13 protein-coding genes and 2 pseudogenes are annotated in these 12,913 nt (G+C 69.9%); 5 read left to right on the top strand and 10 right to left on the bottom strand.

The window, feature by feature from the left end:
- Positions 1–216: 216 nt before the first annotated feature.
- On the bottom strand, positions 217–885 hold the full coding sequence (locus tag DJ75_RS15555; RefSeq protein ID WP_094525333.1) for a hypothetical protein: 669 nt from the start codon (positions 883–885) through the stop codon (positions 217–219).
- Complete coding sequence (locus tag DJ75_RS15550; RefSeq protein ID WP_094525332.1) at positions 882–1,649, bottom strand: AAA family ATPase; 768 nt, start codon at positions 1,647–1,649, stop codon at positions 882–884. The genes DJ75_RS15555 and DJ75_RS15550 overlap by 4 nt, the downstream gene beginning before the upstream one ends.
- Positions 1,650–1,806: 157 nt before the next feature.
- Between DJ75_RS15550 and DJ75_RS15545 the strand changes: the two genes are divergently transcribed.
- Positions 1,807–3,117 (top strand): rhodanese-like domain-containing protein, encoded by a 1,311-nt coding sequence (locus tag DJ75_RS15545; protein WP_094525331.1) that lies wholly within the window; start codon positions 1,807–1,809, stop codon positions 3,115–3,117.
- A gap of 72 nt (positions 3,118–3,189) precedes the next feature.
- On the opposite strand, the gene DJ75_RS15540 is transcribed toward DJ75_RS15545, so the two are convergent.
- From DJ75_RS15540 to DJ75_RS15515, 6 genes are all read right to left on the bottom strand, one after another.
- Complete coding sequence (locus DJ75_RS15540; protein ID WP_094525330.1) at positions 3,190–3,474, bottom strand: hypothetical protein; 285 nt, start codon at positions 3,472–3,474, stop codon at positions 3,190–3,192.
- Positions 3,475–3,492: 18 nt separating this feature from the next.
- Positions 3,493–3,765: a hypothetical protein gene (locus tag DJ75_RS15535; protein WP_049906210.1), complete on the bottom strand. Its 273-nt coding sequence runs from the start codon at positions 3,763–3,765 to the stop codon at positions 3,493–3,495.
- A 139-nt stretch (positions 3,766–3,904) separates the two neighbouring features.
- Entirely contained in the window at positions 3,905–4,801 is an 897-nt protein-coding gene (locus DJ75_RS15530) for an endonuclease V (RefSeq protein WP_094525329.1), read from the bottom strand.
- Positions 4,802–5,764: a rhomboid family intramembrane serine protease gene (locus DJ75_RS15525; protein ID WP_094525328.1), complete on the bottom strand. Its 963-nt coding sequence runs from the start codon at positions 5,762–5,764 to the stop codon at positions 4,802–4,804.
- A gap of 678 nt (positions 5,765–6,442) precedes the next feature.
- Positions 6,443–7,147, bottom strand: a complete 705-nt coding sequence (locus DJ75_RS15520; protein ID WP_094525327.1) for a type I 3-dehydroquinate dehydratase — start codon at positions 7,145–7,147, stop codon at positions 6,443–6,445.
- Positions 7,148–7,228: 81 nt separating this feature from the next.
- Positions 7,229–8,203 carry a transcription initiation factor IIB family protein gene (locus DJ75_RS15515; RefSeq protein WP_012659836.1) on the bottom strand — a complete coding sequence of 325 codons (975 nt, stop codon included), beginning with the start codon at positions 8,201–8,203 and terminating at the stop codon, positions 7,229–7,231.
- Positions 8,204–8,439: 236 nt separating this feature from the next.
- On the opposite strand from DJ75_RS15515, the gene DJ75_RS15510 reads away from it, so the two are divergent.
- The 3 genes from DJ75_RS15510 (at position 8,440) to DJ75_RS15500 (ending at position 10,254) form a co-directional block, all read left to right on the top strand.
- Positions 8,440–9,222, top strand: a complete 783-nt coding sequence (locus DJ75_RS15510) for a cobalamin-binding protein (RefSeq protein ID WP_094525326.1) — start codon at positions 8,440–8,442, stop codon at positions 9,220–9,222.
- A 63-nt stretch (positions 9,223–9,285) separates the two neighbouring features.
- Positions 9,286–9,840 (top strand): DUF84 family protein, encoded by a 555-nt coding sequence (locus DJ75_RS15505; protein ID WP_094525325.1) that lies wholly within the window; start codon positions 9,286–9,288, stop codon positions 9,838–9,840.
- A gap of 159 nt (positions 9,841–9,999) precedes the next feature.
- The gene (locus DJ75_RS15500) at positions 10,000–10,254 is read left to right on the top strand and encodes a hypothetical protein (RefSeq protein WP_094525324.1); all 255 of its coding nucleotides are present in this window, start codon (positions 10,000–10,002) and stop codon (positions 10,252–10,254) included.
- 73 nt (positions 10,255–10,327) lie between these two features.
- On the opposite strand, the gene DJ75_RS15495 is transcribed toward DJ75_RS15500, so the two are convergent.
- Complete coding sequence (locus DJ75_RS15495) at positions 10,328–10,936, bottom strand: MarR family transcriptional regulator (protein WP_094525323.1); 609 nt, start codon at positions 10,934–10,936, stop codon at positions 10,328–10,330.
- A 301-nt stretch (positions 10,937–11,237) separates the two neighbouring features.
- Between DJ75_RS15495 and DJ75_RS15490 the strand changes: the two are divergent.
- Positions 11,238–12,514 (top strand): annotated as a pseudogene (locus tag DJ75_RS15490) (RNA-guided endonuclease InsQ/TnpB family protein).
- A gap of 132 nt (positions 12,515–12,646) precedes the next feature.
- Here the strand turns inward: DJ75_RS15490 and DJ75_RS15485 are convergent.
- A pseudogene (locus DJ75_RS15485) lies at positions 12,647–12,913 on the bottom strand (phosphoesterase); the annotation flags it as partial.

The following is a 12,913-nucleotide window of genomic DNA, read 5'->3' as shown; positions in this document are numbered from 1 at the left end:
AGCGGAGGAGTCGGAGGACCGTGATGCGCCGGTTACGGCCGCGGCCGACAAAACCGCTCCGCCCCGTCGCCCCGTCCCGTTCCGTCTCATTCCGCCCTGTCCCGTTCCGTCTCGTCCCGTCTGTTCCGTCCCGTCTCTCCCCGTCTGTCCCGTCTCGCCCCGTCTGTTCCGTCCCGTCTCGCCCCGTCTGTTCCGTCCCGTCTCGCCCCGTCTCGATCAGCGCTCCGGTCCGGACTCGCTCGCGGTCGCGAGGTCGGCGTTGGGGTCGTCGCCCCCGGGGTGCTCGTCCGCGAGCGCCGCGTCGAGCCCCCACTCGTCGGCGCGCTCTGCCGCCTCCGCCCGCGCCTGCTCGCGTATCGCCTCAATCCGGTCGTCGTCCGCGAGGAACGCCGCGACGGCGTCGGCGTCGTCCGCCCCCGGGCCGTCCAGCCGCTCGTCGGGTGCCGCGTCGCGGGTGCGGTCGGCGAGCGCCGGGTCGTCCGCGAGCTCCGTCGCCGCCGCGCCCGGGGCGACGCGGAGCGCGTCTGCCTCGTGGGCCGCGTCGAGCCCGCCGCCGTCGACCGCGTACAGTTCGACGCGGTACGGGCCGGGCACCGCGAGCTCCGCGAGGGCGTCGGGACCGCCGCTGTCGGTGACGGTGTTGTACGCGAGCACGGGAACCCCGTCCGCGAAGGTGAGAACGCCGCGCGCGTCCCCCTCCAGGAGGAGCGTCTCCTGCGGGACGATCGTCGCGTAGCCCGTCAGACCGCGGTCCAGCGCCCGCGAGAGCGTCGTGGCCACGTCGGAGACGACGCGCGACCGGAGGAGGGTCCCGCGGGGGATCCGAAGCTCCGGGGCCTCGTTCGACTCCCCGGGCCCCGTCGGTCCGTCTGCGGACCCCGTCATGGCGTGTCCGGCACGACCGCGCTCCGGAACCGGTCGGCGACCGCGTCGCCGTCGCCGTCGCGCACGTCGAGTCGGGCCGCGGCCCGTCGGTAGCCGGCCGCCGCGTCGCTCTCCGGCGCGTGCGCGACGAGGGGCTCTCCGGCGCGGCGCGCGTCCCGGACCACGTCGCTGTCGGGGACGCGGGCGAGCACCGGCCCCCCGAAGTGGCGCTCGGCCTGCTCGGCCACGTCGGCGGCGTCTTTCCGGACCTTGTTGAAGAGAACGCCCGCAGTCTCCGTCCCGTACGAGCGGGCGTACTCCTGAACCTTCAGTCCGTCCGAGAGCGCGGGAATCGTCGGCTCGACGACGACGACGACCCGGTCCGCGAGGACGACCGGGAGCACCGCCGACTTCGAGCCGAGCGCGGCCGGCGAGTCGAGCAGGAGGACGTCGGTGTCGCTCGCGAGCTCGGCGACGACGTCGCGGAGCCGCTCGGGCTCGGCCGCCTCGAACCCCGCGAGCGACGTGCCGCAGGGGACGACGGAGAGGCCGAACCGTTCGTACGTCGCCTCCGTAACGCCGGTCGCGGTCCCCTCGACGAGCAGGTCGTGGAGGGTGACCGCCGCGTCGTCGAGCCCGGCGTGAAAGAGGAGGTTCGCCATCCCCGTGTCGGCGTCCACGACGGTGACGTCGTGTTCGTCGGCCAGCGCCATCCCGAGCGCGAGCGTGCTCGTCGTCTTGCCCGTGCCGCCCTTCCCGCTGGCGACCGCGAACGCCTCGACCATGCGCACACCTGTCCGGTCGCTCGGCTAAAGGCTGTCCATCGCGAGTGCGAGCGAGCGGGCGACCGCGGACCGGACGCCGCCGTGGGCCGGACGCGGCCGCGGGCGCGGGCCGAACCCCACCGGACAGCGTTTTGCCGTTCGGCGCCAATCCCCGACCATGCCAACCGTCATCGACGCCGACGCGTTCCGCGACGCGATCGACGAGCGCCGACGCGGCGAGCGGCCGTTCACGCTCGTCGACACGCGGCCCCGAGGGAGCTACGAGAGCTGGCGGATCGCCGACTCGGTCCACTACTTCTACAAGCCGTTCCACGAGTTCGACGTCGACGACTTCGAGGCCGAGACCGGGGTCGACGCGGACGACGCGATCGTCACCGTCTGCGCGAAGGGAAAGGCCTCGCTCGACTTCGCCGAGGAGCTCGAAGCGGCGGGCTACGACGACGTGACCGTCGTCGCGGACGGGATGCGGGGCTGGTCGGGCGTGTACGACCGGACCGAGGTCCCGCTCCCGGACGCGGGCGACGACCCGCTCGACGTCGTCCAGATCCAGCGGCGCGCGAAGGGGTGTCTCGGGTACCTCGTGGTAGGCGACCGGCCGGCGGACGGCGACGCTGAACGGGACGGCTCCGACGGCTCCGACCGCGTCGCCGTCGCTGATTCCGACGGCTCCGACCGCGTCGCCGTCGCTGTCGACGTCTCGCGTCACGGCGACGAGTGGCGGGCGGCGGCCGCCGAACGCGACGCGTCGATAGGGGCGGTCCTCGACACGCACGTCCACGCCGACCACCTCTCCGGGGGTCGGGCGCTGGCCGACGAGCTCGGCGTCCCGTACTACCTCCCCGCGGCGGCCGCCGAGCGCGACGTCGCCTACGCGTTCGAACCCCTCGCGCGCAACGAGACGCTCGACGTCGGCGGCGTGGCGGTGAAGGCGCTCGCGACCCCCGGCCACACCGATGACGGCGCGAGCTACCTCGTCGGGCGGTCGGCGGTTCTCACCGGCGACACGCTGTTCACCGACAGCGTCGGTCGGACGGAGCTGCAGTTCGCGGCGGGCGGCGACGACGCGGCCGGCGGCGGAAGCGAGTCCGCGGGCGCCGCGACCGGTGCCGAACGGCTCTACGACTCGCTCCACGCGACCCTGCTCGCGGAGCCGGACGGCGTCGTCGTCTGTCCCGGCCACTTCGCGGTCGGGAACGACGGGACGACCGGCGACGTCGAGCCCGGCGAGCCGGTGACGACGACGGTGGGCGCGGCGCGCCGGGAGCTCGACGTGCTCGGACTCGACCGCGAGGCGTTCGTCGACCTGATCACGGCGACGCTCCCGGAGAAGCCGCCGAACTACGAGCGCGTTATCGCGGCGAACCGCGGCGTGGAGTCGCCGCCGGACGAGACCGCGGCGATCGAGCTGGAGCTGGGTCCGAACCGGTGTGCGGCGGACGCGGGCGGGGAGTCGACGGCGGACGACTGAACCGTTACTGTCGAACCCCCTCGGGATCGCGACGCGCGCTCCGGTTCGAGCGCCGCGGTCACCCGCTCGCGGTCATCCGTCGTCCGACCGGTTCGCGATCCGGGTCGCGAGCTCGCGCGCGGCGGCGACGCGGTCGTCGGCGTCCGGGTCACCGGTACCGTCGACCTCCGCGAGCAGCGTTCGGATCTCGTCGGCTCGCCTGGCGACGGTCGCGTCGTCGAGGCCGCCGTCGGCGATCTCCGCGGCCAGCGCCTGTGCCTCCCCGAGTCGCCAGCCGGCCTCGCGCTCCACGGGTAGCTCCTCGGTGGCCGCGAGGTGCTCGTGCAGCGCCGCGGCCGGGTCGAACTCGTCGCTCACGGTTCCGTCACTGTCACGTCACTCGTCGTGGATGAACACGAGCCGCTTCGTCTCGGTGTTACACAGGCAGAGGTCGATCCCGTCGCGGGTCGCGCCGATCTGCTGCCAGCCGTGGTCGCTGACGAACAGCGTCTGGAACACGCCGCGGTCGCAGTCCGGATTCGGGCAGCCGACGCCGGCGGCGTTCTTGTAAACGGTCGTCCCCCCGCCGGAGCTCTGGCGCACTAACCCGTCGCGCAGCGAGCGAAACTCCTCGGCAGACATCGGTCCGTCCGTGTCCTCGTCTCCCATGTCTTGGCGTTCGCGGGCCACGATATATAAACCGGCGGTCCGTGACAATCGATATCATGGCCGGCGCGCCGGTCGCTCGGGGAGTCGAAGGGATTCGCAAGCCGATCAGCCTCGCGGGTCAGTCGGACTCGCTGTTTGATCAGTCGGACTCGCTCTTTACGGCGTCCGCGTACGCGTCCGCGAGCCGGGTCGGCTCGGGGAGCTTGTACCCCGCGCACAGCGCGTCGACGAGTTCGACGGTCGTCTCGGCCGAGACCCGGTGTCCGGAGCTCACGTACAGGGGATTCACGCGGCGGCTGTTCGGGTACTGCCGCGACTGAAATGCGTGACCGATAACGGGGGCGACGTCGCCCGCGTCGGCGCCCCTCTCGATCGTCTCCACCGAGTCGTCCGCGCGGATCGGCGTCCGCCACCCCTCGGGCCGCTCCTCGGTCGTCGATTCGGGCTCGCCGCACAGCAGGCGCTTCGCGACGCCGACGCTCGGGACGTCGAGCAGGACGCCGACGTGGGTCGCGACGCCGGCCTCCCGGAAGTGGATCCGGCCGGAGCCGTCGCAGACCAACAGGTCCGGCTCGGCGTCTAACGCGTCGAGCGCGGCCAGCATCGGCTCCCCCTCGCGAAACGCGAGGAGGCCCGGAACGTACGGGATCGAGAGCGGCGTGGTCGCGCTCGCGTACTCGATCACGGCGCCGTCACGGATCGCGACCGCGGCCGAGACCGCTCTGTCCTCGCCGTCGTCCGGGGTCAGGAACGCCTGATCGACGCCGACGACGACCGGCGCGTCGGGATCGCCGGCGTCTCGGTGCGTACCCGGGAGGGACTCCTGGCGCGCGTCCGGAAGCCCCTCGGTCAGATCCGCGGGCTCGTCGATCGCGACCGCGGTCGGGTCGATGCCGTGGTCGTCCGCGAACGTCGCCGTCGCGGCCAGGTCGCGCTGGAGCGACTCCATCTCGGCCCGGGAGAGCGCGGGGTCCGGGAGAAACTCCGGGCGCGCGACGGCGTCGGGATCGACCGGCGACCGCTCCGGTGGGGCCATTTAAAAGCGCCCGCCGGGACCGCCCGGGCCACCGGGACCGCGCGGGCCGCGCACGCCTCCCATGTTCGTCCCGCCGGGACCGCCCGCGGACCGCGCGAGGCTCTCGTTGCGCTTCCCGAACGCGAGCCCGATCGCGAAGCCGATCAGGTGCGCGAGGTGCGCGATGCCGCCGACGCCGCCCGTGCCGCTCTGGATCACGAGCACCGCCGAAATCAGGGCGATCCCCCACGTGAGGTACTTGATCTTCATCGGGATGACGAAGAAGAGGAGCACCTGCATGTTCGGCCGCCACACGGTGAGCACGCCTAAGATTGCGAAGCCGGCGCCGCTGGCCCCGAGCACGCCCGTCGTCGGCGCGCCGGTCGCGACCGCGAACAGGACGTGGCCGAGGCCGGCGAGGATCCCCGCGCCGAAGAAGAACGCCACGAAGCGGCGCGAGCCGACCGCGCGCTCGACGAGCGGGCCGAAGAACAGGATCACGATGCTGTTGCCGATGATGTGGAACAGCTGGAGTCGGGAGTGCGATAGCACGGACGTCACCCACGTCCAGACGCGACCGATCGCGTCCGACCGGAGGACGAAGATCTGACTGTGGGCGGCGTCGCCGAGGGTGAGCGTCACGACCCACTGCGCGAGGAAGGTGATCCACATCGCCGCCAACAGGGCGTACGTGGCGTTGCCCCGAAAGTAGCTCACCAGGCCGCCGGTGCTCGTCTCGCGGTCGATGCGGTGCTTGACGCGGTCCGCGACGCCCGCGGACTCGCCGCCGGAGGCGCTCGATCCGCCGGCCTCGACGCTCTCGTCGAAGCCGCTGTCGAACACCCCGCCCGGGTCGTTCCACTCGGAGAGGCCCGGACAGTTGTGGTTCTCCGGCAGACGGTGTTCGGCGCAGAACGTCTGTCCGCACCGCTTACACTGATACGGGAGGTTCTCGTACTCCCCACACACGTCGCACGTCGCCATTACCTCTACTTACGGGGGCCTTCCTAAAGCGGTTTGGCTCTCAGACGTGGTGGGCGGGAAAACGATTCGTGAGCAGGACGGCTATTTATAAGAACGAGAACGAGTTTTACCCGATAACACCGACCTAGTACCGACTGTTTGTATATAAACCGTCGCTGACGCGGTGGACACTTCCAAAGCCCGAGCCGCTCGGCGATACGTCTTCGACTACCCCACACCAAACGCCTCCAAAGCCCCGGCCGCGAGGACTCGCGTGACTCGCTGTCGTTCGAAAGGCGCGGAGCGCCTTTCGTGATGTCGTCAGAACGCCCTGCGTTCTGACTGCCAGCCGGGAATCTCTGATTTCCGGCGATGACGAAACGGCTCCGCCGTTTCGAACCACGCGCTTCAGTCGCTCGCGGTGCTCGCTCCTTCCAGTGCTTGCGTCGTCAGGCGTCGTCCTCGCGACTGCCCCTTTGAGTCCCGCCCCGCTCAGCACCGCACCTCACGCCTCCCCAGCCTCGCCGGTCGCCCATCGCTTCGCTCGGGCGACCGACTCCAGCGAGAGACCGGAGGTCTCTCTGGCAGCCGGTGGCGACGCCGCCGGCGACCTCGCGCGTGCGACTCGCGCCCGTCGGGCGCTCGCCGGCACGCGCCGCCGCTGGTTGGTTTATGAGTGATCTACCGTTTATGAGTGATCTACCCGTCCACATCGTCGCCACGCAGTCCGTCGACGAGGCCGCGGAGCGTCGCGAGCGGGTACTGCCCGGGCGCGGTCGCGTTCGCGGGGTCGACGGGCGCGTAGCCGATCTTCGAGCCGTAGATCGGGGTGACGGCGCGGGTGTGACGGCCGGGCTCGCCCATGCACATCGTCGCGACGCGGTGGCCGGCCGCGGTCGCCTCGTGGGTCGCCTCGATCATCGCGAGTGCGTCCCGAGGGGCGGTCGCGGTCGTTGCCAGCTTCCCGACGTCGCCCTCGCTCGCCGCGTCACCGAGCAGGTCGACGAGCGCGGCCGGCTCCGGCGTCGACTCGAAGTCGTGGACGGAGACGACGACGCTGACCCCCTCCTCGCGGGCCGTGTCGCGAAGCGCGGTCGCGTGCGACTGCGCTCCCTGGGGCGCGTTCCCGCGGAGCGCCGCGAGCTCGACGTCGACCGCGGCGACCGCGTCGTCTCCGAGCGCGGTCGAGAGCTCGTCGTACCGTGCCACGGCCTCTGCCTCGCCGCCCTCCCACGACGCGCGGTTCGTGACGAGAAGCGGGAGCTCGCCGTCGTAGGCATCGAGCTGGACGAGCGGGGCGTCCGCGAGGTCCATCCGGAACTCCACGGCGTCGGCGTGCTCGCGGGCGCGCGGCTCCTCGGAGAGGTCGGCCGTGCTCGCGGTCAGGACGAACTCTTCGAACATACCCGGGCGTTCCGCGGCCGGGGACTTAGCTGTGTGCGTGCGCGTCGAGAACGGGCCGCAGAAACGGAGGACGCGAGAGCCTTACGCGACGAGGCCGTCCTCGGCCTCCAACAGCTCGTGGTACCGGTTCCGGATGGTGACCTCGCTGATGTCGGCGACCTCGCTGACGGCGGCCTGCGTCGTCTTCTCGTTGGTGAGGAGGGCGGCGGCGTAGACGGCGGCGGCCGCGAGGCCGACCGGCGACTTGCCGGAGTGGACGCCCTTCTCCTTGGCGTTGCGCAGGAGGCTCTTCGCGCGCATCTCGGACTCCTCGGAGAGCTCCAGGTCGGAGGCGAACCGGGGGACGTACTGCTCGGGGTCGGCGGGCTTCACTTCGAGCTTGAGCTCGCGGACGACGTAGCGGTACGTCCGGGCGATCTCGGCCTTCTCGACGCGGGAGACGTCGGCGATCTCGTCGAGGCTGCGCGGGACGCCGGCCATCCGGGCGGCGGCGTACACGCAGGAGGTGGAGACGCCCTCGATGGAGCGGCCGGGGAGCAGGTCCTCGTCGAGCGCGCGGCGGTAGATGACGGAGGCGGTCTCGCGGACGTTGTCCGGGAGCCCCTGCGCGCTGGCCATGCGGTCGATCTCGCCGAGCGCCTGCTTCAGGTTGCGCTCCTTCGAGTCGCGGGTGCGGAACCGCTCGTTCCACTTGCGGAGCCGCTGCATCTTCTGGCGCTGACGCGCGCCGAGCGACCGACCGTACGCGTCCTTGTCGCGCCAGTCGATGTTCGTCGAGAGCCCCTTGTCGTGCATCGTGTTGGTCGTCGGGGCGCCGACGCGGCTCTTCTCGTCCTTCTCGCGGGAGTCGAACGCGCGCCACTCCGGCCCGCGGTCCACCGAGTCGGCCTCGACGACGAGCCCGCAGTCGGCGCAGACGCTCTCGCCGTGCTCCTCGTCGTTGATGACGTTGCCGTCGCACTCCGGACAGCTCAGCGTCTCGTCGGTCTGTTCCGATTCCTTCTCGTCGGTCTCAGTTCGGGAGCGACTCCCCCGCGTGTGTAATCGTTCACTCATGGCTAAACCCTCTCTCGGTAACTGAACACGGTCCGAGAGCGATCTTGTCCGATAGACGGTAGAACCGAACTTAAAACGACCGGAACGTGTCGCCGGAAACCCGACGAAAGGACACGATCTATCACGTGTTTTCGAGGTGCGACACGACCGCCGATCCTGACCGACCGTCGGCCGACGCACCGCGGGCTTCGCACCGACCGAAACGCTTGGGCCGTCGGCGCCCCGAGTCGGCGACCATGACCGCGCCCCGCGTCGTCTCGCTGGCCCCGAGCGCGACCGCGACCGTGACCGCTCTCGGCGCCGCCGACGCGCTCGTCGGCGTCACCCACCACTGCGACCCGCCCGCGGATGCGGGGTCGGCGCACGGGAGGGAGTCCCCGCTCGCCGTCGGCGGGTGGCTGAACCCCGACCTCGACCGCGTCGCCGACCTCGATCCGGACGTCGTCCTCACGAGCGACGGGCTTCAGACTGACCTCGCCGACGCGTGTCGCGAGCGCGGCTTCGACGTCCGCCACCGCGAGCCGGCGACGCTCGGCGAGGCGGTCGAGGCGTTCGCCGCCCGCGGCGCCGACGTGGGGCGGCCGGAGGCGGGAGAGCGGCTCGCCGCGGAGGCCCGCGGGCGGCTCGATCGAGTCGCCGAGGCGGTCGCGGACCGCCCCCGACCGACGGTGTACTGCGAGGAGTGGTCGGACCCGCCGATGGCCGCCGGCAACTGGGTGCCCGACGCCGTGCGCGCCGCGGGGGGCGGCTACCCGTTCGTCGACCCGGGCGAGCGCTCCCGCGAGGTCGCCCTCGCGAGCGTCGAGGCGGCCGATCCCGACCACCTCGTCGTCCACGTCTGCGGGCACGGCGACCGGGTCGACCCCGCGAGCGTCGCGGAGCGCGACTGGACCGTCGACGCGCCCGTTCACGTGATCGACGACTCCCTCCTGAACCAGCCGAGCCCGGCGCTGATCGACGGCGTCGAGCGACTGGCCGAACTGTTCCACCCGGAGGCGTTCCCGGGGTCGACGTCGTAGCCGCGGCACCGACCCGCGGCGCCGACCCGACGGCTATTCGTACTCCGTCGCCCAACCGCCGGTATGCGAGTCGGCGTCGGCAGCGGCAACCCGGTGAAGCGGCGCGCGGTCGAACGGGTCCTCGAGTCGTCGCGGGGGCGGGACCTCGCCGCCGAGCGCTCCGCGGACCCGACGACCGTCGCGGTCGAGTCGGTCCCCGTTCCGTCCGGAGTGAGCGAGCAGCCGACCGGTCACGCAGAGACTATCGCCGGCGCGGAGAACCGCGCCGAGACGGTCCTCGACGCGGGCGCGTACGACCTCGGCGTCGGGATCGAGGGCGGCGTGGCGCGGTTCGACGGCGCCGAGGAGCTGTTCCTCGTCATGTGGGCGGCGATCGACGACGGGTCGCAGATGGGCCGCGGGAGCGGACCGAGCGTCGCGCTCCCCGCGGACGTTAGCGCGCGGATAGCCGGCGGCGAGGAGCTCGGTCCCGTGATGGACGACGTGCTCGACACGACCGGCGTCGCGAAACGCGGCGGCGCCGCCGGGGCGCTGACGGCCGGCCGAGTCGACCGCGCCGACGCGTTGGCGACGGCGGTGGCGGGTGCGCTCGGCCCGTTCGTGTCCGACCTGTACTGAGTCGGCGACGGGTCTCGGTCCCGCGGCGTTCGGTTTTCGTACCGAAACCGGGGACCGGTCCGGTGGTCGACGGTCTTTTTTCGGGGACGAATCACCCGACTGCGGCGTGTTAACCGGGTCTACCAACCCGCTTATGGGCGGACGTCGCCTGTATCGGGTATGAGCACGGTCCAATCGGACGCCGTCGTCGTCGAACCCGCCGGCCTCTCCGCGAAGCAGGCGCGGATCCTGCGCTACCTGCGCGAGAACGCCGGCGACCGGACGTACTTCAAGTCGCGGCTGATCGCCGACGACCTCGACCTCTCCGCGAAGGAGGTCGGCGCGAACATGGGCGCCGTCGCCGAGGCGGCCGCCGACATCGATGTCGAGAAGTGGGGGTACTCCTCCGGCACGACGTGGATGGTGACGGAGTAGAGGCGGGAAGGGTCGGAGAATAGCATCGTCGGCTACGGTTGTCGGCTACAGCCCGTCGACTACGGGCAGTCGATTACGGGTCGTAAGCGACGATTTCGGCTGCGTCGTCGGCGAACGCGACGGCGTCGGCGTCGAACGAGTCGGCGTATCGGACCACGAGCGTGAGCAGCCGTTCCGGCTCGGTCAGCACGTAGCCGTCGGTCCGGTCGAGCAAGCCGGCGTCGTCGAGCGCGCCGGCCGCGGCGCTGATCGTCGGCCGCGACACGTCCAGCGCGGCCGCGAGCTCCGCTCCCGTCGCGTCCGGGTCGCGCAACAGCGCGAGCACCATCCCGCGGGGCGTGTCCCGTCGGAGGTACCCGAGCGCTCGCTTGTCGAGGTCGTCGAACCGACCCGCCGGGAAGTACCGGCGGTAGTCGGCGTCCTTCGTCGACTCGATCTCGCCCGCCTCCTCCAGCTTTCGGAGGTGGTACTGCGCCTCGCCGGTCCCGAGCCTGAGGTCGTCGCGGAGCTTCGAGAAGTGGGCGCCGGGGGTCGTCGGCACGTAGCCGCGGATCGCCTCGCGGGTCTCGTTGGCGTCGTCGCCGCCGTCGGCGCTCGCGGTCCCGACGAAGGGCGCGGCGGCTCCGATGGCGGCGAACCGCCGGAGCGTCTCGCGCTTCCGTCCGTCGAACCCATCAGTCACGCGAGAGGATAGTCGGCCGCGCGGCAAAAGCACTTCGTTCGGGGCAGCGTCAGAATATCCGGTCGTTCGGGCGGCGATACGGGAGATACGTATCGCTGGCGACGGCGGTATCGGCGTCGCGGCCGATCAGGATTTTCGAGGTGGAGCCCCCGACCTCAAGGAGCGAACGGAGTGAGCGAGTAGGTCGGGGAAGAAACCGACATGGTACGACACAACCGCCACACTGCGACCGACCGATTCCCGTGTTTATAAGTACCGTCGGGTACCCTCTGAAAACAGGGATGTGCGTCGAACCGCCGTCGTGAAACTCGCCGTTTCCGACGAGCAACGCGACGCACTCCACCGAACCGCCGAGCAATACCTGTACTGCGCGAACCGAACCGCCGACTACTGTTGGTCCGACACCTCCTACACCGAGTGTAAGACCAACAAGCGAGAGGTTCGTGACGCGCTCTATTCCGAACTTCGAGAGGAGACAGACCTACAGGCCCAACTTGTCCAAGCCGCTATCAAACGCGCTGTCGAAGCGGTCAAAGCGTGTGTCGAACGGTGGAAAAAGGGACAGCGCGTCTCTCAACCGACGTTCACCGCCGAAACGATGGACTACGACACCCGGAGCGCAACCTTCTACCGGAACAAGGTGTCGCTGGCAACTGTTGAGGGCCGAGTCGAACCGTCGTTCGTTCTCCCGGCAGACAGTCCGACGCCCTACGAGCGGTACGTACTCTCCGAGAACTACGAGTTCCGCGAGAGTACGCTTCGGTACGACACGGCCACTGACGAGTTCTATCTCAACATTTCGATGCGACGGACAGACTGTGATGGGGTTTCGGAAGATACCGGGCGCTCCGACCAAACGGTCCTCGGTATCGACCTCGGCGTTCGCAAGAGCGAAGCTCTTGCGCAGCCCATCAGAAATCTTCGATTTCTGAGGACGTCAATAGCCTCGCTGTGTCCTCAACCGGCACGTTTTGGCAGGGGGACGACTACGACCACTGGTGTCGTGAGTTCGAGAAGCGACGTGGCGAGATGCAACGGCGCGGCACGCAGGCCGCACACAAGGCCCTGCTTCGCCTCGGGAAGCGTGAAGAAGCCTGGCGCAAACAGTATATCCACACGATCGCCAACGAACTCGTCTCGGAAGCCGTCGAACACGACTGCGACGTGATCGCGTTCGAAGACTTGAGCGACATTCGAGAACGACTTCCACAGGCAGAGTGGCACCACGTCTGGGCGTTCCGACGCTTGTTTGAGTACGTCTCCTACAAAGCCCCTAAACAGAGTGTCTCCGTGGAACAGGTCGAGCCGAGCCACACATCCCAACGCTGTTCTCGGACGGACTGTGGGTTCACGCACGAGAATAACCGCCATGGAGAACAGTTTGAATGCCAGAAGTGTGGGTATGAGGTGAACGCGGATTACAACGGCGCAAAGAATATCGGGCTACGGCACGCTCGAAAGCGGACACACAGACTCCGTTCCTCGCCCAAGTCGGGGAGCGGAGACGCACAAGTAGACGTGCGTGTGAATGGTGGGACGTTGAACGGTGAGAGTCACCAGCCTATTGCTGGCGACTGATTGCCGGGAGTCTACATCAAAGCCTCATCACCAGAAATCTCTGATTTCTGGTTAGCAGTCAGAACGCGGCACGTTCTGACGACACCCTCAAGGACCGAGGCGCGGAGCGCCGAGGGAGTAGGGTGGGGTAGTTTACGTCTCGCGCTCGACCTCTTCGTCGACTGGCTCCTCGTCCATCTCCTGAATGACCTCGTCCGCGGACTTGATGTCCGCGCCGGCGCCGCCGGCCTTGACCGCTTCGGCCTCCTTCTCCAGCTCCTCGACGTCCATCTCGGCGGACTCCTCGATCTGCCCGAGGATCTCGTCGATGTCGTCGAGCCCGAGCATCTTGCGGGTGTCGTCGTCGAACTCCTGTCCCTCGAGCCCCTCCATGTCCTGAACGTCGGAGCCGGAGAGCGC

The sequence above is a fragment of the Halorubrum sp. Eb13 genome (genome assembly GCF_002252895.1).
GTDB lineage: Archaea > Halobacteriota > Halobacteria > Halobacteriales > Haloferacaceae > Halorubrum.
The sequence above is the reverse complement of the archived record's forward strand: the minus strand, read 5'-3'. Positions and strand labels throughout refer to the sequence as shown.